Genomic DNA, 20833 nt, shown 5'->3' with positions numbered 1-20833 from the left:
CCCAGGACTGCCGTTGACGAGCAGGTTTCCCCCTAAATCGACAAGATTTAACCTAAAAAATCTCAAAATTCCATTTGGTTTATATTATAAACTAGTTTACATTTGGATCAAATTTACAGAACATGCGTTTTATGCCACTACTCATAATCTTACTGCTAACCTGCCTGCTTGCAACTGCGCAAACCATGATTTCGGGGAAAGTGAAGGATGCGAAGGGTAGGGCGATCAACGGCGCAAGCATCGCAATAAAGGACTCATATGATGGGGCTACTTCCGACAGCACCGGGGCTTATGCCTTCAAAACTTCGGAGACAGGCACCAAAGTGATTCTTGTTACATCAATAGGGTATAAGCTTAGCGAGATCCGGGTAAATATAAATAGCAAGTCGGCCATAGTAGATGCGATCCTCAAAGAAGAGCCTAACGAACTTACAGCGGTTGTGATCACAGCCGGAACCTTTGAAGCAAGTGATACAAAAAGAACGACAGTATTGAACCCGATAGACATTGTAACCACAGCCAGTGCGAACGCCGATATAACAAGCGCAATCCGGACCTTGCCCGGGGCTCAGCAGGTCGGAGAGAATGGAGGCCTGTTTGTACGTGGGGGTACTGCGGAAGAAACTAAAGTATTCATCGACGGGACTGTTGTCAATAATTTCTTTTACAGCAGTGTGCCGGATATTGCTCAGCGTGGCCGGTTTTCACCGTTCATCTTCAAGGGAACCGTTTTTAGTTCGGGCGGATATTCAGCATTGTATGGCCAGGCATTGTCTTCGGCCCTTATCCTGGAATCAGTTGATCTTGCTGACCAGAGTTCAGCCGACTTTGGTATATCAACCGTTGGTGCAAATGCCGGTTACCAGCACCTTTCAAAAAACAAAAAGTCCAGCTGGGGGATCAATTATAATTATACCAACCTGGCCGCATACTTTGCCGTTGTAAAACAACGTATAGATAACTTCAAAGTGCCTGAACTGCACAATGGAGAAGTAAATTTCCGGGTAAAAACTTCCAAAACCGGTATTATTAAGTTTTTTGCTTATTTCAATACAACAAATCTTGGCCTGCGTCAGCCTGACATCGATTCCGCTGGTCTCAAAAATGCATTTGGCCTCAGGAATGCGAATGTTTATACTAATCTTTCCTGGAAAGAAAAGTTGGGAACCAGGTGGAAGTTAAACCTGGCAGCTTCTTATTCAGCAAACACAGACAAGATAAACAACGATTTACAAAACGAATTCAATACAAATCTTTATCCCCAAGCCGCACCTTATAATACAAAGTCTTACGCGATGACAGGGAACGGCAGCCTTGCACAAATAAAGACCGTATTTGAAAGGAAGCTTTATGGATTGAGTGCGTTGAGATTCGGTAGCGAATACTTATTCTACCAGGATAAAATCGATTTCAGTAATCAATACGTGTCAAATATTATTACCTCTGTTGATGATCATCTCAAAGCCGGATTTGCAGAAGTTGATTTTTACCTCACCAACGCACTGGCTGCGAAGTTGGGAGGTCGTATCGAACATTCATCTTTACTTGATAAGACCAATATCGTTCCCCGTGCATCTCTTGCCTACAAAGTCGGAAACAAGGGGCAGGCATCGCTGGCTTATGGCATTTTTTATCAGAAACCAGAGAAAGACTATTTTCTCAGAAACATGGCCTATGATGATCTGCTGTATACAAAGGCTGCTCATTATATAGTAAACTACCAGAGAGTTACCCGCGATCACACTTTTCGGGTTGAGGTGTTCTATAAAAAATACAATGACCTGGTTAAGACTTATTCTACCAAAGGAGGTCCTGTTGCTGATAGCATAGGAAACGGTGGGTATGGTTACGCACAAGGCATTGAAGTGTTCTGGAGAGATAAGAAGACTTTCAAAAATGTTGATTACTGGATCTCATACTCATATCTTGATACAAAACGCGACTACCTTAATTTCCCGAATTCCATGCAGCCGAATTTTGCGGCAAAACATACGGCAAATCTTGTGGTAAAGAAATTTATCACCAAATGGAAAACTCAGTTTAATGGATCATACACTTATGCTACCGGCCGTCCTTACTATAACCTCAGGTACAATGGCAACGAGGGGAAATTCACTATAGCCGACCAGGGTAAAACGATAGACTATCACAGTATGAGTGTGAGCGTAAACTATCTCCCAAACATCGGTAAGCCCACGTCCAGGACTTTTATAGTCTGGGTGTTTTCTCTGAATAATGTCCTGGGAAGTAACCAGGTGTTCGGATATAATTATTCGGCTAATGGTTCCCGTAAGTCCCCCATTTTACCGACAGCGAGACGGTTTGTTTTCCTGGGGTGTTTTATCAGTATGGGAGTGGACAGAACACAGGATGTTATCAACAATACTTTATAAATAGAATCAATTGTCAATCATCTATTAATCTATAAACCTTTAAGTATGTCAGATCATTACGAGAACACACCCCAGGGTAAAGATCCCTATATCTGGGAACTGGCCCGGAGACGGGCGAGCTTTAAATATCATCTCATTTCCTACATCGTGGTAATCGGAGCTATGTGGTTATTCTGGATGTTCAATGCAGATAGCGACAACTCATATGTATGGCCGGTCTGGCCAACTTTAGGATGGGGTATCGGACTAACCTTCCATTTTCTCGGTGCCTATGTTTTTCCTCGTTCAAACAATGTAGAGAGGGAATATGAAAAACTGATCCGTAGCAAAAGATAATCTATAACAACCCAATCTTATAACACTTTCAAAAATCAGAAACATGAAAAAAATATTTTCCCTGATCACCACCTTTGCAATTGTAATAAATCTTTCTGCGCAAAACGACAAGATGATCAAAGCCATGACCGGACCTGTGACCGCATTGGACTCTATCCGCACCGTTGAGGGTTGGACAGCTGCTGCGAACCAGTTTCAGCGGATTGCGGATGCTGAGAAAACGGAGTGGCTTCCCTACTATTATGCAGCCCTCAGCAATGTGATGAGCGGGCTGATGACAGGAGGAAACCAGGGAGACAAAACTGATCCGCTGGCTGACAAAGCCGAAGCTTTGATCAATAAGGCAGATGAGCTTAAGAAAGACAATGCCGAAATATGGATCGTAAAAAAAATGATAAGTAACCTGAGGATGCAGGCAGATCCAATGACGCGGTGGCAGACCTATGGACCTGTTGGCGCTGAAGCCCTGGCGAAAGCGAAATCAATTGATCCAAACAGTCCGAGAATCTTTTTGCTGGAAGGCCAGGACAAGTTCTACACGCCTGAAGAATTTGGTGGAAGCAAGGCCGAAGCAAAAAAATTATTTGAGGCATCCGTGGCAAAGTTCGGGGAAGTAAAGCCTGAGTCACCGATTCATCCGCAGTGGGGTTTATCACAGGCAAAGTATTTTGTTGCCCAGGCGAAATAGGTGCATATAATGTGAATTGTCCGTGGAGATATCACCACGGACAATCTCTATTTTGCGAACAATATTAAAGCTGACCTTCAGGCATTAACTGAAACGTTATGGAAAATGACAAATTAACAAGTGGCGAAGAAAGCCTGGCGATCATCCACGCTATGATCAACAGGGCCAAACACCAGTTTAGCGACAATGGTCACCTATATCTTCTCTGGGGATGGGTGGTTCTATTTTGCAGTGTTTCGCAGTTTGTGATCATCAATTTTTTCTATACGCCTTATCATAACCTCGTCTGGCTATTAACCTGGGTAGCTGTCGGCTACCAGTTCGTTTACCTGTACAGGCGGAAAAAACAGCAACGTGTCAAAACGTATACAGACGAGATCTTAGGAAGCGTGTGGCTGGTTTTTGTGATACTGATGTTGTTATTTGGAGTAATGTTTGGCGTAATCATGGGACCAACCTATTACCTGCTTATCAATCCCGGCTTCCTGGCATTATATGGCATGCCGACTTTTCTTTCCGGTGTGATCCTGAAGTTTCGTCCACTTATTGCAGGCGGAATCTGTTGCTGGATACTTTCCATTTTTGCCGCCCTTTCAGCACCGGATTTTCATTTGTTGTTCCTTGCTGCCGGAGTGGTCATTGCATGGATCATTCCCGGATATATGATGAGATCGAGGTTTAACAAACAAAAATTAGCTTAAACGATTTACACATGGAAGAAAAAGAATTATCAGGAGCAGAAAGCTTTCGCATCATCAGGGAGATGATCGGTGCGGCCCGGGATGAGCATCATGAAAAAGGCGATGGATGGCTGATCTGGGGCTGGTTGCTTTTTATCGCTTCAGTAAGTTCTGTGGTGCTTTCTTACCTGGCACTTCAACGCTATATCGGGTATGTCTGGAACAGTGCACTTATTATAGGTCCACTCATTTTTATTGTGATCTATGCCCGGAAGGAGAAAGTTCATGCAGTGCGTACCTATGTGCAGAGCCTGCTTCATAAAATACAGGTCGGATTTTATATAAGCCTGATCGTAATTATAACAAGTGGTTTTTTTTCCGGGGATGGTGGTCATGTGTTTGGATACTATTATTTATTGTATGCATTCTGGATGTACATACATGGAAGCGCGTTGCGTTTCAAACCATTAATTATTGGCGCTTATATAAACTGGGTGGCTGCTATACTGATGTTTGCAATCGATCCCTTTCGTTATGATATGATGATTTCAGCAGTTGCGATTTTTTTTGGTTACCTGGTACCGGGCTATATGTTGAAGGCGGCTTACAGGAAAAGATTGTTGGTAAAGTGAAAATCCGAAGATGGACTTCAAAGACTTAGATCCCATATTACATTCGCAATTGCGTCTTGCCGTTGTCTCCCTCCTTATCAGCGTAAAGGAGGCTGAATTTACATTTATCAAGGAGAAGACAAATGCCACTGCTGGTAATCTGAGCGTCCAGGTGAACAAACTTAAAGAAGCTGGATATATAGAAGTAATCAAACAATTCAAAGACAACTACCCGCAAACTATTTGCAGGATCCTGCCTGCAGGTGTTGCTGCTTTTGAGCAATATGTGCACAACCTTCAATCGTATCTCTCCGCCGGAAAATAAAATTTGTGGTAACAAAACAAAAAGCCCCGGAACTTGTCCGAAGCTTTTCTTTATACGCGGTTATTCCTGGTTACAAGTAATTACTCTTTTAACAACTTTGCAATCATCCTGTCTTTGCTATTCACTGTCACTTCCAGCAAATACATGCCCGGTGTGAGTTTATTGGAACCATCCATCACAAAACTACTCTGGCCTTCATCAACACGTTGAGATTTCCTCATCATTTCGTTCCCTTGCATATTAACTATCTTCATCACCACAAATGAATTCTCATTTAACTGTACGTTCACCGAGATGTCATTTTTGACAGGGTTAGGTGTAACACTAACCATCCTGAGCGATTTCTTATTGAACACCCTTACAACCAGGATCTTGCTGAAAGATGTTTTCTGATCCATGTTTACCTGCTTCAACCGGTAATACAAATCCTTTTTGTGCACTACGTTGCGGCCAACTTTGTCCACAAAGTTATAAGCAAGCTTGTTTGTTGATACCCCCTGGGCCTTCAAAGTACCGGCAGTTATCCAATGTGCACCGTCGAAGCTTCTTTCTACTTCAAACCTTTCTGAGTTCTGTTCAAAGTTGGTAACCCATTTGATCTCAACCTTGCCATCTTCCTGGTAAAAGCCCTTGAAGTCATTCAGGCTTTGAGATAGTATTTCTTCTTTTACCGAAACACCACCTGCCGGGAACTTAATCGACACCCTGGCATCTTCTGAACAAAGTGGTGTATATCCGAGGTCGCATACTTTGTAGGTAAATGATGTTGCTGTCCCTCTAAAACCCGCCGAAGGTGTAAATTCAAAGTTGCCTTCCCTGTCAATTTTTACTTCACCATCTTTTGAATCCGTTACGGTATAGCTCACCGAGAGTTTTTTATCCACGATCAGATCGTTATCAAGCAGGTTGCCTTTTGCGCTGCGGTTCGGTTCTCCGACAACAAGGTCCGAAGCAGCAACTGGTGCGGTTTTGCAGCCAGTCGTAAATACCGGTTCTGCATCCAGGTTAACATTGTCGATGGCAATACGTGTTGCACCTTCATGCCCCGCATACTTAATCATTAATTTGTAAGCGCCGGATTCAATACCAGAAAACTCGTTTTTGTAATTGAGGACTGTGCCAGCATCAACGGCTGAGAATGTAATATTGTCAAGTTCCTTTACAACATTGTTGTTGTAGTCTGTAATGGCTATTGTCAGCAATCTTTCTGCACCTTCACTTAAGGTTGTATTGAATTTGTACTCAAAAGACAATTTCATTTTCCCATTGATTTTTACCAACGGAGTAAATATGGCTGTGAATTTTGAATCATCAGCAGCAGTGCCAGAAACCATGGCGCCATCACCATCTATGCCCGGTGTCCATCCGGCGCGATTGATTTCGAAGTCACGGAATAACCAGCATTGGTCCTGCAAATAAGCTTTCACACGTTGAAGTGACGCTGAGTTCCTTGAGTTAAAATTTTCCTGCGTTCCGGCATTTACCCCAACCGTTAAAAAGGTGCAGGCTACCGCCAGCAGCGAATGAAGAGATGTTCTTTTCATTAAATGTAAGTTTCAGAGTTAGACAATATGAGTTAAGCATGGCCGGGTATACCGGCGGGGCATTCAAAGGAGCAGATACTGTCTTTGTGAGGAACGATCAGGGGTTTCAACATAACCCTGGAACTTACATAGTTATTGGAGAATAATAAATATATCTAAACCAAAAGAATCATAATCTGTTAATCAAACGTGTTCCGGATCGGGGGAGGCTTTCGAAAAGATGATGGCTGATGGTATTGTCTAAGGATCGGGGGAGAATGAAACAAATATAATCCGCGGTTCTGGCTTATGCAAGTACCACATCCAACTTTTATCCTGGCCGGCGGCTATTTTAACAAAAGGTGGCTATTTTCAGGGTAGAAGTAATGAGGCTGCTGAACTGCAAAGGCCAGCTATTCAAGGATATCGTTATGAGGGTCTATATATTATGTCTGCAATCATAGAAGTAAATCACTTAAGTAAACATTTCAGGGACATCCGGGCGGTGGATGATCTGTCATTCACAGTAGAACGGGGCGACGTTTATGGGTTTTTGGGTCAGAACGGAGCCGGCAAATCAACAACTATACGGATGTTGCTGACGCTGATCCGCCCGACCGCCGGAACCATCCGTATATTCGGAAAAGAACTGGCAGGAAATCGCCGGCACATTTTGCAAAAGACCGGCGCGGTGATTGAAAGGCCGGATCTGTACAAATACCTTACCGCCTTCGAGAATCTCGCGCTGTTTGCAAAAATGAGTGGGGTTAAGCCTTCGAAACTTCAGCTGATGGAACAGCTGGAACTGGTAGGTATCCGGGACCGCGCAGATTCCAAAGTAAAAACCTTCTCGCAGGGCATGAAGCAGCGGCTTGGCATTGCCGTAGCACTTGTTCATGATCCGGAGTTGATCATCCTTGATGAGCCAACCAATGGTCTGGATCCCCAGGGGATTGCAGATGTCAGGAACCTGATACTCCATCTCAGCCGGAATCTTGGAAAAACGATAGTTGTATCGTCACACCTGCTGACTGAAATTGAAATGGTTGCCAGCCGGATGCTGATCATAGATAAGGGAACCAGTAAAGCGGAAGGAAGTGTTGCTGAGCTGTTTGACCCTTCAAAGACGCTCGTTGAACTTGAAACCAACGATGTCTCCCATGCGGTCACTTTGTTGAAGTCAGGTCCTTATGCACCGAATCTTAAATCGTATTCGGGATCAACAATAAAGTTCCAGGTCGAAAAAACACAGATACCAAAGCTGGCGAACTACCTGGTCAGCATTAACGTAGACATCATTTCGCTCCAGGCAAAACATTCATTGGAGGATTATTTTTTATCATTAACAACAGCAAACCAGCATGTGGACGCTTTTGCAAATTGAGTTATTCAAGATCTTCAAAAGACCCAGGACCTATATTTCATTCGGGGCAATAGCGGCAATAGTATTACTGATCCAGCTTGCGTTCTACGCGGACGGAGAAACCTATGTCCAGTTTATGCTGCAGGGTCTCAATAATACGTTTGATATTGATGGACAAATCCTTAATGGTTACCTGATCTGTTTTGTGATTTTGCAAACTCTGCTGATCCATGTACCGCTGTTGATCGCATTGATAGGAGGAGATATGATAGCCGGGGAAGCGAACCTTGGTACATTGAGGCTTTTATTAAGCAAACCGATCAGCCGGGAAGGAATAATCATGAGCAAGTTTTTCGCCACCATGATCTATACCCTCATGTTACTTTTGTGGATGGCACTGCTTTCCCTTGTTTTTTCAATACTTGTGTTTGGAACAAGCGACCTGATGATCTTTAAGAGTACACAGATTTTTATTCTCGATAAGTCTGATGTGATGTGGCGTTATTTTGCAGCGTTTGGGTTTGCGGCAATAGCTATGACAACCGTTGCGGCACTTTCATTTTTACTCTCCCTGTTTGCTGAAAATTCTATCGGACCAATTGTAACCACCATGAGCATCGTCATTGTATTTACTATTCTCACAACAATGGATCTCCCGCTCTTTAATACATTCAAGCCGTTTCTTTTTACTTCACATATGTTGGGCTGGAAAGGATTTTTTGATGACCCCGTAAATTATCCCAGTGTGATGAAGTCGGCTGCCATACTCTTGTTTCACATCGTCCTGTTTGTCAGCGCTTCGATCGTAATCTTTAAGCGAAAAGACATTCTCTCCTAGCTTAGGCTTCGGTTTAAAATAAAAAAAACATCGGGTGACGTACCCGATGTTTATAATGAAAGATCAAATTATTTATCCAGTTCACAAGGCCTTTAGACCCGGCATGTTTATTATGCAAACTTGGTTTTACCCGGTATGGCAACCAGGTACTGACCCTCACTGTTTGGAACAGTCTTTGGCATTGCATCCCATGCATATTTGTCTGGCTGAAGGTTGATGCCGGAATTGATTGCCTTATCCCATTCAACTACACGTCCGCTGTAAGTGGCCATTCTTCCCAGGACAGATGTCATTGTACTTTTTGCGCCATTTTCAGCATCAGCGAATTTGTATTCGCCTTTAGCTATCGCTGCAAAAAGTTCATCATGTTCAGACTGGTATGCGTCGTTTTCTGCTTTCTTGTCGAACTGGTATAAGACCTTGCCTTTATGGTCCTTTATATTGGCTTCTCCTGCCCTGATAACACCCTTGGTACCCATCAGCAATTCATCAACCTTACTCATGGTTCCCGGTATATGACGGCATTGGCTGTTCAGAATAGAACCATCTGCATATTCGAATTCCACATAGTGATGATCAAAGATCTCACCATAGTCGTTTCCTTTCCTGACTTCACGGCCACCCATACCCTGTGCTTTGATCGGATATGAACCTTTAAACCAGTTCACCACGTCAATATTGTGAATATGCTGTTCAGTGATATGATCACCGCAAAGCCAGTTGAAATAATACCAGTTTCTCATCTGGTATTCCATTTCGGTTTGCTGTGGCTGACGTTTTCTTACCCATACTCCATCATTGTTCCACCATGCCTGTGCAGACGTGATGTCACCGATCATTTCTTTACGTTTGTACAATTCACGGTATGAGTTCTGGTAGTGGCGCTGTAGACCAACAACCACGTTGAGCTTTTTATCTTTTGCGAGTTTTGCTATTTCCAAAACCTTCTGGACTCCGGCGGGGTCAGTAGCTACCGGCTTTTCCATGAAGACATGTTTATTTTGTTTGATCGCCTCTTCGAAATGAATTGGACGGAAACCCGGAGGCGTAGCCAGGATCACAACATCAGCGAGTTTAATTGCTTTTTCATAACCATCAAAACCAACAAATTTTCTCTCTTCTGGAACATCAACCTTTGCTTTAAGATTGCCTTTGACTCCCGAATCAGACATGTCCTCTGCCGTTAGCCTTTTGTAACAGTTATCAAGACGATCGCGGAAAGCATCGGCCATCGCCACGATCTTTACATTTTGTTTCGATAATAAGGCCTGCATTGCTGCCCCTGTGCCGCGGCCACCGCAGCCGACAACCGCAACTTTAATAACATCGTCTGAACCCGAAAAATAATTCGCTCCTGACATGAGGGGAGCGGCTATTATACCTCCCGCAAGCAGCGAAGATTGTTTAACAAAATCTCTTCTTGATGGTTTGCTATCGTTGTGCATGATCTGGTGTTTTGATCTTTGATTATAAAATAAAACCGGAAGTAAGTTACAAAGAAATATACTGACTATAATAAGCTTTTGCCTCCTCAGCCGTAGGTTGTTTTAAGGGGCTTACCACCCTGAAACCTACAGACATACCATCTGTGAGCCACCATTTGCTTTTAGGTATCTGCGGATCACGTTTGTTCCAGGCGGGCTCGGATTTATTCCTGGCCGCACTGCGCAGAGCCACTGGTTGGTCCAGATACCCTCCACCCCTTACGGTCTTAGGGTATTTCGTGGCTGGAGGGATGCGCGGATTCACCGGGTTAGCTGCTATTTTCTGAAAATAGTCAGGCATGTATTGATCGAGCGTCCATTCGCTGACATTTCCCATCATATCGAACAAACCCCACGCATTTGGCTTCTTTTGTCCGACTTTCTGGTATTTTTCGTTGCTGTTGCCCGCGAACCAGGCATAGTCACCAATCTGCTTTGGATCATCCCCAAAATACCAGGCGGTTTTGGTCCCTGCGCGGCAGGCATATTCCCATTCAGCTTCGGTCGGAAGGCGATAAAACACCCCAGTCTTCATGTAAAGCCAATGGCAATACATCATTGCTGTATGCTGTGACATACTATTGGCAGGAAATCCACCCTGTTTTCCCATTCCCCAACTCAGGTCAATATACTGTGCAGTCGGCCGGGTCACCGCATCAACATCATCGTTCCGGCTTGTATTATCATCGTCAAAATACACGAGAAATTCATCGTGCGTAACTTCGTGTGTACCCATCCAGAATGCATCTACTGTCACTTCCACCTGGGAACCTTCATCAGGCTTGCGACCCTTCTCGGTAGCCGGGCTACCCATGGTGAAACTTCCTGCGGGAATCGGAACAAGGTTGAATTTAACAGCTGTGCCTGTGATTGATTGTTCATAAGGTTTAAACTCGGTTGGCTTGACCTGTGCGTTTACGATATTAATTCCGGCAAGGAGGGCAAGCAATATTCCTGTCTTTTTCACTGAATTCTTTTTGGAGAGCGACAAGTTAGGAAATAATTGCAGAAAGAGAAAAGTTTAAGAAATCTCCCTCTACAAAATTGTTGGCGTTCAACAACAGATTGTCACTACATTTAAAGCCTAAAATAATTCTCCGATGGAACGCAGAAAGTTCATGCTAAAAACGATGCTCGCCGGCGCAGGAATACTTGGTTCAGGCAGCCTGCTCGCTGAAACCAAACGTTCGGATACATCATCACACGATGCAACCGATAAAGAAGCTGCCGAAAAACCACTTGCAGAAAAGCCCTTCAATCTCAATTATGGCTTTCACCAGGGAATGTTTGAAGCACATGCCGGTAAAGATTTTATTGACCAGATTAAATTCGCCCATGAAATGGGGTTCCGGTCAATTGAGGACAATGGAATGATGGGCAGGCCGGTTGAAGAACAGAAAAAGATTGGCGATACGCTTGCCAAACTGGGTATGAAGATGGGTGTTTTTGTTGTTACAAGCGATCAATGGCACTGGAAAACAACGCTGGCAACAGGCAAGCAGGAATGGATCGATAAGATGTCCAAAGACTGCAAGCTGGCCATTGAAGTGGCGAAGAGATGTAACGCAAGGGAAGTAACGGTCGTGCCTGGTAATTTTGACAGGAGTTTGTCTATGGATTTCCAGACTGCCAACGTGATAAAAGCGCTGAGAATAGGTAGTGACATACTTGAGCCCGCAGGTCTCATTATGGTCCTGGAGGCACTGAGCGACAACCCTGATCTGTTCCTTCGTCATTCTGATCAGACCTACATGATCTGCAAGGCCGTTGGCAGTCCTTCCTGCAAATTCCTGTTCGACATGTATCATATGCAAAGGAACGAGGGTGACATCATCAGAAACATAGACCGGACGTGGGACGAGATAGGTTATTTCCAGGTAGGTGACAATCCCGGAAGAAAGGAGCCGACCACGGGAGAAATGAACTACAAGAATATTTTCAAGCACATCCATGCGAAGGGCTACAAAGGGGTGATGGGCATGGAGCACGGAAATTCAAAACCTGGAAAAGAAGGTGAACTTGCGCTGATCAAAGCATACCGGGAATCAGATAGTTTCCTGTAAGCATCTGGTGGACGTCAAAATTTTTGAATGGATAAACTGACAGTGGTGAATTGTGAATGGTATAATATTCACAATTCACCATTTTGTTTGAACCATCAACCTCAATTATCGTTGTTGTGAGTGTGACCAGGTGAATGGTGGAATTAAGATTATGCCTGGTGAATTTGAATAAGTTTAGACTATGGGGGCGAAAATCAGGTTAAATACCGGCGTTTCATTTTTAATAATTCTATTGTCCGTAATATTCGGTTCTCCTGTGGCCTACTCGCAGGAGGCGGAGGCGCTTGTGCAGCGGGTACGGGATAAACTGAATATGGTAAAGGATTACCAGGCCCAGGGAATCCTTATTACAAATGTTTCTTTCATGAAGGTTCCGCGGTCCGAAATCACGGTCTATTACAAAAATCCGGACAAGTTCAAGATCAAAAAGCAGGATGGCATTTCGATAGTCCCCAAGGGTGGGATGAGCATCAATGTCAACAGCCTTTTTGCAGGTAATGGTCAGTTTACTTCAGTATCAGCAGGTAAAACAACGTTCCAGGGCCAGGAATTATCAGTGATCAAATTGCTTCCGCTTGATGAGAAGTCAGATGTAGTAGTGTCTACCTTGTATGTTGATGAGAAGTCTGCCCTCGTAAGAAAGGCAATCACCACTACAAAAGAATCCGGGACCTATGAAATTGAGATGAGTTATGGAAAGTTCACAAGCTGGGGCCTGCCAGACAAGGTGGTTTTCCTGTTTAATACTTCAAATTATAAACTTCCTAAGGGTCTTGCTTTCGATTACGATACGGGCGAGAAACCAGTTATCAATGACAAGACAGAAAACCAGAAAGGAAAGGTTGAGATAAGTTATACCAGTTACGTGATCAACAAAGGGGTCGCGAATGATACCTTCAAATAGGCCGCTGAAAAATTATGATTGAATCAACTTTCATTATTTTCTGCGATCGCTTCATCAACTGCGTTGGCAAGTATCACCGAAGTCATCTTCTTTAACGGGTTACGTCGGTTATCAGAATATTCCTGTCTCCGGTTGATGATATCAATACACTCGTAAATGGCCGTGATGAATGAAGAAGCATCCGCTTTGTTTTTGCCCGCAATATCATGAGCAGTGCCGTGGTCTGGAGAAGTTCTGACCCCCTGGATTCCTGCAGTAAAGTTTACACCTTCACCAATTGCAAATGATTTAAAAGGGATCAGGCCCTGGTCATGATACATAGCCAGTACTGCATCAAATTTTTCGTGATGTCCACGCGCGAAAAACGCGTCTGCACTAAAAGGTCCCATCACCAGCATATTGTGTTTTGCTTCTTTGATCGCAGGCTTGATAATTTCCTCTTCTTCTCTTCCTATCAGCCCTTCATCACCGGCATGAGGGTTAAGTCCCAGGACAGCAATCTTCGGCTTATCAATACCAAAGTCCCTGATCAATGATTGATTCACAAGATTCAGTTTGGAAATTATCGCTTCGCGGGTAACGTACCTGGCTACCTCGGCAATAGGTATATGTTCGGTTAAAAGTGCGATCCTGAAATTCTGTGAAGTCATTAACATCACTACATCATTTACTCCATATATACTTTTCAGGTATGGAGTGTGGCCGGTGAAATCAAATTCGGACGACTGCGTATTTTTCTTATGGATGGGTGCAGTAACCAATCCGTGGATCTTGTTTTCCTTCAGCGCCTGCACCGCCGCTACCAATGACTTCACCGCATATTTTCCCCCAATGTCAGTCAGCTGGCCTGGTGTTATGGCAATTTCCTCCTCCCAGACCTGGAAAATATGAATCTGTTTGTGGCTGATCTTGGAGAAATCTTTTATTATCTGGTAGTTCAGGTTTACTTCGGGTACCGACTTGCGATAAAAATTGATCAGTTTATTGGAAGCAAAAATAACCGGAGTACATAACTCAAGCATCCGGGCGTCCGAAAAAGCTTTTATGACTATTTCAGGGCCTATGCCATTCAGATCACCTATGGATATACCTATTACCGGCCGTTGATGTTGAGGATTCATTGACTATTATTTCGGATTGCTAAGATACGGCACTTCAGGTTAAACATGACATTTGAGGAAAGGCAGTCGATAATCGGTATTTTTGCCGTCATCAATCTATGTACACACTTAAAAAATCACTTGGCCAGCATTTTCTGAAAGATGAAAATATCAGCAGGAAAATTGTGCAGACGCTGCTCGAGAAACCATTCCAGCGCCTGGTCGAGGTGGGCCCCGGTGGAGCTGCGCTTACAAAATACCTCCTGGAAATCCCGGCTATTGAGCTGAAATGTGTTGAGATCGATGATGAAAAGGTGCAGTGGCTGGAGAAAACCTATCCCCGGCTGAAAGGAAAAATTATTCATGAGAGTTTCCTGGACACTGCTCAGCCTTTTGAAGACCGGTTCACTGTGATCGGGAATTTTCCCTACAATATTTCCTCGCAGATCCTTTTCAAGGTGCTTGAATGGAAAGAAAACGTTGAATGTGTTGTAGGCATGTTTCAGAAAGAGGTGGCCCAAAGGATTGCCTCGGGACCGGGGTCAAAGGTTTATGGCGTTATCAGCGTGCTTATGCAAGGGTTCTATTCGGTCGAATACCTGTTTGAAGTAGATGAGAACAGTTTTACGCCCCCTCCTAAAGTGAAAAGCGCAGTGATCCGGCTGGTTCCCCTGGCCGAACAGGTGCCGATGAAATCCGAAGGTGCATTTTTCGTGCTGGTTAAAACTGCGTTTAGTCAACGCCGGAAAACGCTCAGGAACGCGGTGAAGTCATTGTTTGATGCTGAAATAATTGCTGAACCAATTTTCAACCTGCGGGCGGAACAGCTCAGCGTAGCTGATTTCGCAGCCTTAACTTTTAAAATGAGATAATTGGTGGAAAAAGTAATCATCACTGCCAGTTCGCATCCATACCTTGAAAATACGCTAACAGAAAAAGGGTATACGGTTATTGTTAATAATAATATCACCTACAGCGAACTTGAAAATGAGATAAAAGATGTTACTGGCCTGATTGTTACAACCAGGCTGAGGATAGATAAAAATCTGATCGATAAGGCGCCGGGACTGAAATGGATCGGTCGCCTTGGGAGCGGGATGGAACTGATCGATACTGATTATGCAGCGAAAAAAGGAATCGTCTGTGTGAGCAGCCCGGAAGGTAACTGCCTGGCGGTCGGCGAACACGCACTGGGTTTATTGCTTAATATACTGAACAGGATAAACAGCAGTTACCAGGAAGTGCGGCAGGGCAAATGGATCCGGGCAGCAAACCGGGGGACAGAACTTACCGGAAAAACAGTGGGAATAATCGGGTATGGCCATACCGGCAGCGCTTTTGCAAGCCTGCTGGCGCCCTTCAGGGTTACGGTGCTGGCTCACGATAAATACAAATTTGGCTTTGCCCGTGATTACGTAAGAGAGGCCAACCTGGAACAGGTCTGCCGGTATGCGGATGTTGTCAGCCTTCATCTGCCCCTTACCGATGAAACCTTCCATTATGCCAACGATGAGTTTTTCGGCAGTCTCCAGAAAAAACCAGTATTCCTCAATACCTGCAGGGGGAAAGTGCATGATACGGCGGCAATGCTAAGGGCGCTGGAAGCAGGCAATATTTCTGGCGCTGGGCTGGATGTCCTTGAAAATGAGAAGTTTGAGACCTATACAGAAGCCGAGAAAGAGCAGCTCAACTCGCTCCTTGCTCTCCCTTCCGTAGTCATCACTCCGCATATAGCAGGTTATTCGAACGAGGCCTTTTACAAGATGGCAGAGGTGGTTCTTAAGAAATTGGGTATTTATTGATTTTGAGGGAACTGGGTACGAATTTTGAACCAATAGTATTAGGTTTTTTAATATTTTACGAAGTTGCGAATTGAAAAAAAAGCTACCTTTACAACATAAGTCAGGTACTTTTACATCATAAATAATGCAACGCTTCAGCTAAACTGGGGCGTTGTTCTTTTTTTTTAATACCGGAAGAGCTTGCCATAAATCTACTGGTAACTCTCCCGTAAAACCAAGGAGGTTAACATGAGCAGTGTTTTGTACGTCTCAAAAGAAACACTTGAACAAATGAAGGAGGAGCTCACCAGGATGAGAACAGTAGCTCGTCCCGCGGCTGCTGCCGCCATCGCGGAGGCCCGTGAAAAAGGTGACCTTAAGGAAAATGCTGAATATGATGCAGCAAAGGAATCGCAGGGTTTGCTCGAAGCCCGGATCAAGAAACTGGAGGGTGATGTAGCCAGTGCGAGGGTGCTGGTTGCAGAGAATGTTGATACAAGCAAGGTTTCCATTATGACCAAGGTGAAAATCACCAACCTGAAGACCAAAAAACAGGTCACTTACCAGATTGTTTCGGAGATGGAGGCAGATCTGAAGCAATCAAAGATTTCGATCACCTCCCCTATAGGGCAGGGTCTGCTCGGTAAAGAAGCCGGGGACGTGGTAGATGTGGAGGTTCCGGCTGGGATGCTGAAGTTCAAGATAGAAGACATTTTTGTTTAATACTTCAAAAGGCAGGGGCAAATCCTGATCTGACCCCTGTAACGGGCCCCAATCATGAGTCTTTTTTCAAAAATAATTTCAGGCGAGATTCCATCATATAAGATTGCAGAAAACGACCTTTTCTTTGCATTTCTTGATATTTCACCATTGGTGCCCGGACACACATTAGTAGTGCCCAAAACCGAAACAGATAAGTTGTTTGACCTTTCTGATGAATATCTCTCCCAGCTGCTGGTTTTTGCTAAACCTATTGCCGCTGCGATCGAGAAATCGTTTGATTGTAAACGTTGTGGTATAGCCGTGATCGGGCTCGAGGTGCCACATGCACATCTTCATCTTGTTCCTATCAATTCGGCCGATGATCTGAATTTCACGCGCCCAAAGATCAGCCGTACCAAAGAGCAGATGAAGGAAGCGCAGGAGGCAATCCTGTCGAATTTAAATAGTGCAGATAAATTATAAAAGATGGGTTATGAATTATAGGGCAACTCTTATATGCTTTCATAATTCATAACCTATCATTATTTTCTTATTTTATCCGGATTTTTTAACGCGAAATCTTCCCAGCTTTTAACTTTCGCTGAATTCTTCTTCATTAATGGATTATCCTGGAAATGATGGCAAACGGCAACGGCAAGGGCATCTGAAGAATCGAGGTATTTGAGATCAAAGTGTTGTATCTGCAAAATATGTTGCAGCATCTTCCAGACCTGGTCCTTATCTGCATTTCCATTGCCCGTTACAGATTGTTTTACTTTTTTTGGAGAATATTCAGATACTTCCAGCCCTGCTGCAATTGCTGCAGCGATTGCTACGCCCTGGGCACGACCAAGCTTCAGCATACTTTGTACATTCTTTCCAAAAAAAGGAGCTTCGATGGCGAAGCAGTCCGGATGGAAATGGTTTATCAATTCTGAAATTTTGTGATGGATTGCCTCCAACCGCTGATACTGATCAAGCTTTGCACTTAATTTTAAAATGCTCATCTCAAGCAGCAGCGGTTTGTTATTAGTCACTGAAATCACGCCGTAACCCATTACCACAGTGCCCGGATCAACACCTAATATAACTTTAGCAGGTTTCTCCAAAATAGTACTTGTTATTTTTATGCCTGTTGTGGCCTTGAATGAACTTGCTTTATTTTGCGGCACAATTGGCTGAACTGAGCAAAAATATCAAATTAATAATCAAGTATGTTCTGGGACCGGTGGTCTTTTGCATTCTGGCAGTCTCCATATATCACCAGGTTCAGAATCAACCAAGCTGGCAGCAATCGTTTGAACAGATTTTAGCATCATTGAGAAGTGATGGGCTCGTTAAAATGTGCCTGGTAGTTATGCTGATGTTTTTCAATTGGGGCATAGAAGCCAGGAAATGGCAACTGTCGCTGCGGAGTCTCAGCCATATCTCTTTTGTCCGTTCATTCAAAGCCGTGTTCACGGGCACCACCATGGCATTCTTTACTCCAAACCGTATCGGGGAATATTTCGGAAGGATATTATATATCCCGGAGGGCAGACGGCTCCAGGCCATCTCGCTGACCATCGTTTGCAGTATGGCACAACTGCTCATAACGATAGTTGCCGGGGTTGGCGGTTTGATATTTCTGAAAGAACATATTCGTGACCAATTACCTGATCCCGGTTCTGTATTGTTCTGGTTACAACTCGTACTATATGTTTCGATAGCATGCGGGATAATGCTGACCGTATTTTATTTCAGGCTGGAGTGGCTGGTGAGGGGACTTGAAAGGATTTCGTTTATTGAAAAGTATGTGCGATATGTTAAAGTTTTAGATGAGTTTAATACTACAATGCTTGCACGTATACTGTTATTATCATTCTTGCGGTATATTGTTTTTGTTATGCAGTATTATCTGTTGTTTGATGTATTTGAAGTAAACGTTAACTGGTGGGAGTGTCTCTGGGTTATCAGTGTGATGTTTATCGTACTCGCAATCGCGCCAACTGTCGCCTTTCTTACTGATCTGGGTATTCGTGCAAAGGCAAGCATAGAATTGGTACAGTTTTTTAGCAGTAATGTGGTCGGGATACTGGCAACCTCCCTGACTATCTGGCTGATTAACCTGGTTATCCCGGCACTGATAGGTAGTTTGTTAATTTTAGGGATCAAAATCACTAATTATCAGTCTGGCCAAAACAATACAAACCCATAATAATCAGTTCATCCTATTTGTATACGAACTTTCAATTTTTTTACAGAATATTGTCGTTAATGAATTTATTAAAAACGGTTTCTTTTGTTTTTCTTTCAATACTCACTTTTCCGCTCGCGGCGCAAAATGGTTTTTGTGAACTTCGGAACACAGCATTTGGTGTCGGTGAAACAATAACATTCAAGGTATTTTATAGCTTATCAGCCGCCAATATTGGTGCTGGCGAAGCAACTTTCAAAACCACTGTTGAGATCTTAAACAGGAAACCAGTTTACCATGTTGTGGGTGAAGGAAAGACCTATCCCTTCTACGATAAATTTTTCCGGGTGAGGGACCGCTATGAAACCTATATAGACACTGCAACGCTTCAGCCTTATAAATTTATCCGCAATATTGATGAAGGCGGCTATAAAAAATATGAAGAAGTAACGTTTAACAAAAGCACTAACACGGCTATAACCAATTCCGGTGTTTTCAAGATACCGGCATGTATCCAGGACGTACTGAGTTCAATTATGTATGCAAGAAATATAGATTTCAATAAATATAAGCCCGGGGATAAGATCCCATTCCAGATGTTTCTTGATAAGGAAATATTCAACATGTATATCCGCTACATGGGGAAAGAAACAGTTAAGACCAAATATGGAAAGTTTCGGGCTATAAAATTTAAGCCTCTCCTGGTTAAAGGGACCATCTTCGAAGGCGGCGAAAAAATGACGGTCTGGGTTAGTGATGATCCGAACCACGTACCTGTAAGGATAGAGAGTCCGATCTCAGTCGGAAGCGTTAAGGTAGACATGATTGGATTCAATGGCCGTCGCCATCCGCTCAGTTCGCTTATCAGTGTACGTTAGAGGTGAGTAGCCGTTCTCAGCATAAGCCGTCATCAGTCAACCAGGAACCTGCATTACTCAATTGCAATTCTCAAAGATCTTCCAGGCGGAAAATTTCTTTTTCCCTGATTCCCTTTTCAGTTTGATGTACCGTGCAGCATTCAAACTTTGTATCGTGTTCAAAGAACAGGACATAATTCTTTTCTGCCGCCTCCTTAAGGAAAAGTTCTTTTTCACTGAGGGTTTTCAGGGGTTCGATGTCATAGGCCATAATATACGGTAACGGCAGGTGACACATCCCGGGCAGTAGGTCGGCCATATAAACTACGGTCCGGTTATCATAATTAATTTGTGGCAACATCATGCTTTCTGTATGTCCATAGACCGTTCTGATCGAAATGTTTTCCGTAAACTTCAATAATTCCGTTTGATATGTTCCTGCGGGGTGTGCACCGCTCTCCGCCTGGCCGCCCCTGGCGGTCCCGCTATTTACAGCTGGATAATCGATGAACTTCAGTTGCCCACTTTGCTGTATAGGTATGATGTTCTCTGCCAGGAAACTTGCCTTTTCGCGTGCATTGGGTTTGATGGCATGGTCCCAATGTTTCTGGTTGCTCCAGTAAACCGCGTTTGGAAAAGCAGGGAGGAGTTTATCTCCTATCCTTACAATACTTCCGCCGACATGGTCAAAATGCATGTGGGTCAGGAACACATCAGTAATGTCTCCCGGGTGAAAGCCATGTCTGGCCAGGCTTTTTTCGAGTGTGGCTTCACCATGGAGATAATAATGAGAAAAAAACTTTTCATCCTGCTTATTCCCGATACCGGTGTCGACCAGGATCAGCCGGTTATTATCCTCAATCAACAGGCATCGCATCGCCCAGGTGCAAAGATTTTTTTCATCTGCCGGCTGAAGACGGTTCCAGATGGATTTGGGTACCACTCCAAACATGGCACCTCCATCAAGCTTGAAATACCCGGTATCGATGGTATATAGTTGCATGTGAAG

22 protein-coding genes are annotated in these 20833 nt (G+C 43.8%); 16 read left to right on the top strand and 6 right to left on the bottom strand.

All coding sequences use genetic code 11. The features are described from left to right. The first annotated feature begins 131 nt into the window (after window positions 1-131). The 6 genes from ACX0G7_RS06240 (at window position 132) to ACX0G7_RS06215 (ending at window position 5033) form a co-directional block, all read left to right on the top strand. On the top strand, window positions 132-2393 hold the full coding sequence (locus tag ACX0G7_RS06240; RefSeq protein WP_458922573.1) for a TonB-dependent receptor: 2262 nt from the start codon (window positions 132-134) through the stop codon (window positions 2391-2393). Window positions 2394-2438: 45 nt separating this feature from the next. Continuing rightward, on the top strand, window positions 2439-2729 hold the full coding sequence (locus ACX0G7_RS06235; protein WP_458922572.1) for a 2TM domain-containing protein: 291 nt from the start codon (window positions 2439-2441) through the stop codon (window positions 2727-2729). 43 nt (window positions 2730-2772) lie between these two features. Further along, entirely contained in the window at window positions 2773-3417 is a 645-nt protein-coding gene (locus ACX0G7_RS06230; RefSeq protein ID WP_458922571.1) for a hypothetical protein, read from the top strand. Between the two features lie 98 nt (window positions 3418-3515). After that, the gene (locus tag ACX0G7_RS06225; RefSeq protein ID WP_458922570.1) at window positions 3516-4118 is read left to right on the top strand and encodes a hypothetical protein; all 603 of its coding nucleotides are present in this window, start codon (window positions 3516-3518) and stop codon (window positions 4116-4118) included. Window positions 4119-4129: 11 nt separating this feature from the next. Further along, a complete protein-coding gene (locus tag ACX0G7_RS06220) occupies window positions 4130-4729 on the top strand; it encodes a hypothetical protein (protein WP_458922569.1) in 600 nt (199 codons plus the stop codon). A gap of 10 nt (window positions 4730-4739) precedes the next feature. Beyond that, window positions 4740-5033: a winged helix-turn-helix domain-containing protein gene (locus ACX0G7_RS06215; RefSeq protein ID WP_458922568.1), complete on the top strand. Its 294-nt coding sequence runs from the start codon at window positions 4740-4742 to the stop codon at window positions 5031-5033. Between the two features lie 80 nt (window positions 5034-5113). Here ACX0G7_RS06215 and ACX0G7_RS06210 read toward each other — a convergent pair whose 3' ends face one another. After that, on the bottom strand, window positions 5114-6577 hold the full coding sequence (locus tag ACX0G7_RS06210; protein ID WP_458922567.1) for an Ig-like domain-containing protein: 1464 nt from the start codon (window positions 6575-6577) through the stop codon (window positions 5114-5116). Between the two features lie 427 nt (window positions 6578-7004). Here ACX0G7_RS06210 and ACX0G7_RS06205 point away from each other — a divergent pair, with 427 nt between their 5' ends. Together ACX0G7_RS06205 and ACX0G7_RS06200 are read left to right on the top strand one after the other, a co-directional pair. Further along, window positions 7005-7940 carry an ABC transporter ATP-binding protein gene (locus tag ACX0G7_RS06205; RefSeq protein WP_458922566.1) on the top strand — a complete coding sequence of 312 codons (936 nt, stop codon included), beginning with the start codon at window positions 7005-7007 and terminating at the stop codon, window positions 7938-7940. Beyond that, window positions 7918-8757, top strand: coding sequence for an ABC transporter permease (locus ACX0G7_RS06200; protein WP_458922565.1), 840 nt, complete (start codon window positions 7918-7920; stop codon window positions 8755-8757). Before ACX0G7_RS06205 ends, ACX0G7_RS06200 begins: the two co-directional genes overlap by 23 nt. 110 nt (window positions 8758-8867) lie before the next feature. Here ACX0G7_RS06200 and ACX0G7_RS06195 read toward each other — a convergent pair whose 3' ends face one another. Further along, window positions 8868-10202: a Gfo/Idh/MocA family protein gene (locus ACX0G7_RS06195; protein WP_458922564.1), complete on the bottom strand. Its 1335-nt coding sequence runs from the start codon at window positions 10200-10202 to the stop codon at window positions 8868-8870. Window positions 10203-10248: 46 nt separating this feature from the next. After that, a complete protein-coding gene (locus tag ACX0G7_RS06190; protein ID WP_458922563.1) occupies window positions 10249-11208 on the bottom strand; it encodes a formylglycine-generating enzyme family protein in 960 nt (319 codons plus the stop codon). 133 nt (window positions 11209-11341) lie between these two features. Here ACX0G7_RS06190 and ACX0G7_RS06185 point away from each other — a divergent pair, with 133 nt between their 5' ends. Both ACX0G7_RS06185 and ACX0G7_RS06180 read left to right on the top strand, forming a co-directional pair. Beyond that, window positions 11342-12304, top strand: coding sequence for a hydroxypyruvate isomerase family protein (locus tag ACX0G7_RS06185; RefSeq protein WP_458922562.1), 963 nt, complete (start codon window positions 11342-11344; stop codon window positions 12302-12304). A gap of 181 nt (window positions 12305-12485) precedes the next feature. Then, window positions 12486-13208, top strand: a complete 723-nt coding sequence (locus ACX0G7_RS06180; RefSeq protein ID WP_458922561.1) for a LolA family protein — start codon at window positions 12486-12488, stop codon at window positions 13206-13208. Window positions 13209-13231: 23 nt separating this feature from the next. Here ACX0G7_RS06180 and pdxA read toward each other — a convergent pair whose 3' ends face one another. Next, on the bottom strand, window positions 13232-14329 hold the full coding sequence (gene pdxA / locus ACX0G7_RS06175) for a 4-hydroxythreonine-4-phosphate dehydrogenase PdxA (protein ID WP_458922560.1): 1098 nt from the start codon (window positions 14327-14329) through the stop codon (window positions 13232-13234). A gap of 98 nt (window positions 14330-14427) precedes the next feature. Here pdxA and rsmA point away from each other — a divergent pair, with 98 nt between their 5' ends. The 4 genes from rsmA (at window position 14428) to ACX0G7_RS06155 (ending at window position 17274) form a co-directional block, all read left to right on the top strand. Then, window positions 14428-15180, top strand: coding sequence for a 16S rRNA (adenine(1518)-N(6)/adenine(1519)-N(6))-dimethyltransferase RsmA (gene rsmA, locus ACX0G7_RS06170; RefSeq protein WP_458922559.1), 753 nt, complete (start codon window positions 14428-14430; stop codon window positions 15178-15180). A 3-nt stretch (window positions 15181-15183) separates the two neighbouring features. Continuing rightward, window positions 15184-16110 carry an NAD(P)-dependent oxidoreductase gene (locus ACX0G7_RS06165; protein ID WP_458922558.1) on the top strand — a complete coding sequence of 309 codons (927 nt, stop codon included), beginning with the start codon at window positions 15184-15186 and terminating at the stop codon, window positions 16108-16110. Between the two features lie 228 nt (window positions 16111-16338). Next, window positions 16339-16812 (top strand): transcription elongation factor GreA, encoded by a 474-nt coding sequence (gene greA / locus ACX0G7_RS06160; RefSeq protein WP_458922557.1) that lies wholly within the window; start codon window positions 16339-16341, stop codon window positions 16810-16812. A gap of 54 nt (window positions 16813-16866) precedes the next feature. Continuing rightward, window positions 16867-17274: an HIT family protein gene (locus tag ACX0G7_RS06155; protein WP_458922556.1), complete on the top strand. Its 408-nt coding sequence runs from the start codon at window positions 16867-16869 to the stop codon at window positions 17272-17274. 59 nt (window positions 17275-17333) lie between these two features. Here ACX0G7_RS06155 and ruvC read toward each other — a convergent pair whose 3' ends face one another. Then, window positions 17334-17900, bottom strand: coding sequence for a crossover junction endodeoxyribonuclease RuvC (gene ruvC, locus ACX0G7_RS06150; RefSeq protein WP_458922555.1), 567 nt, complete (start codon window positions 17898-17900; stop codon window positions 17334-17336). Between the two features lie 38 nt (window positions 17901-17938). Here ruvC and ACX0G7_RS06145 point away from each other — a divergent pair, with 38 nt between their 5' ends. Then, complete coding sequence (locus ACX0G7_RS06145) at window positions 17939-18988, top strand: lysylphosphatidylglycerol synthase domain-containing protein (RefSeq protein ID WP_458922554.1); 1050 nt, start codon at window positions 17939-17941, stop codon at window positions 18986-18988. A gap of 59 nt (window positions 18989-19047) precedes the next feature. Further along, window positions 19048-19845 carry a DUF3108 domain-containing protein gene (locus ACX0G7_RS06140; RefSeq protein WP_458922553.1) on the top strand — a complete coding sequence of 266 codons (798 nt, stop codon included), beginning with the start codon at window positions 19048-19050 and terminating at the stop codon, window positions 19843-19845. Between the two features lie 70 nt (window positions 19846-19915). Here the strand turns inward: ACX0G7_RS06140 and ACX0G7_RS06135 are convergent, their stop codons facing one another. Beyond that, window positions 19916-20827 (bottom strand): MBL fold metallo-hydrolase, encoded by a 912-nt coding sequence (locus ACX0G7_RS06135; RefSeq protein ID WP_458922552.1) that lies wholly within the window; start codon window positions 20825-20827, stop codon window positions 19916-19918. Window positions 20828-20833: the final 6 nt, after the last annotated feature.

The organism is Flavitalea antarctica, from assembly GCF_054461535.1.
Note: the sequence above shows the minus strand (reverse complement) of the source record. Positions and strands in the feature narration are given on the sequence as shown.

Excerpts from the sequence above, each read along its gene's own strand:
- ACX0G7_RS06240 (WP_458922573.1), top strand. The coding sequence starts at position 132 with ATGCCACTACTCATAATCTTACTGCTAACCTGCCTGCTTGCAACTGCG.
- ACX0G7_RS06235 (WP_458922572.1), top strand. The coding sequence starts at position 2,439 with ATGTCAGATCATTACGAGAACACACCCCAGGGTAAAGATCCCTATATC.
- ACX0G7_RS06230 (WP_458922571.1), top strand. The coding sequence starts at position 2,773 with ATGAAAAAAATATTTTCCCTGATCACCACCTTTGCAATTGTAATAAAT.
- ACX0G7_RS06225 (WP_458922570.1), top strand. The coding sequence starts at position 3,516 with ATGGAAAATGACAAATTAACAAGTGGCGAAGAAAGCCTGGCGATCATC.
- ACX0G7_RS06220 (WP_458922569.1), top strand. The coding sequence starts at position 4,130 with ATGGAAGAAAAAGAATTATCAGGAGCAGAAAGCTTTCGCATCATCAGG.
- ACX0G7_RS06215 (WP_458922568.1), top strand. The coding sequence starts at position 4,740 with ATGGACTTCAAAGACTTAGATCCCATATTACATTCGCAATTGCGTCTT.
- ACX0G7_RS06210 (WP_458922567.1), bottom strand. The coding sequence starts at position 6,577 with ATGAAAAGAACATCTCTTCATTCGCTGCTGGCGGTAGCCTGCACCTTT.
- ACX0G7_RS06205 (WP_458922566.1), top strand. The coding sequence starts at position 7,005 with ATGTCTGCAATCATAGAAGTAAATCACTTAAGTAAACATTTCAGGGAC.
- ACX0G7_RS06200 (WP_458922565.1), top strand. The coding sequence starts at position 7,918 with ATGTGGACGCTTTTGCAAATTGAGTTATTCAAGATCTTCAAAAGACCC.
- ACX0G7_RS06195 (WP_458922564.1), bottom strand. The coding sequence starts at position 10,202 with ATGCACAACGATAGCAAACCATCAAGAAGAGATTTTGTTAAACAATCT.
- ACX0G7_RS06185 (WP_458922562.1), top strand. The coding sequence starts at position 11,342 with ATGGAACGCAGAAAGTTCATGCTAAAAACGATGCTCGCCGGCGCAGGA.
- ACX0G7_RS06180 (WP_458922561.1), top strand. The coding sequence starts at position 12,486 with ATGGGGGCGAAAATCAGGTTAAATACCGGCGTTTCATTTTTAATAATT.
- pdxA (WP_458922560.1), bottom strand. The coding sequence starts at position 14,329 with ATGAATCCTCAACATCAACGGCCGGTAATAGGTATATCCATAGGTGAT.
- rsmA (WP_458922559.1), top strand. The coding sequence starts at position 14,428 with ATGTACACACTTAAAAAATCACTTGGCCAGCATTTTCTGAAAGATGAA.
- greA (WP_458922557.1), top strand. The coding sequence starts at position 16,339 with ATGAGCAGTGTTTTGTACGTCTCAAAAGAAACACTTGAACAAATGAAG.
- ACX0G7_RS06155 (WP_458922556.1), top strand. The coding sequence starts at position 16,867 with ATGAGTCTTTTTTCAAAAATAATTTCAGGCGAGATTCCATCATATAAG.
- ACX0G7_RS06145 (WP_458922554.1), top strand. The coding sequence starts at position 17,939 with ATGAACTTGCTTTATTTTGCGGCACAATTGGCTGAACTGAGCAAAAAT.
- ACX0G7_RS06140 (WP_458922553.1), top strand. The coding sequence starts at position 19,048 with ATGAATTTATTAAAAACGGTTTCTTTTGTTTTTCTTTCAATACTCACT.
- ACX0G7_RS06135 (WP_458922552.1), bottom strand. The coding sequence starts at position 20,827 with ATGCAACTATATACCATCGATACCGGGTATTTCAAGCTTGATGGAGGT.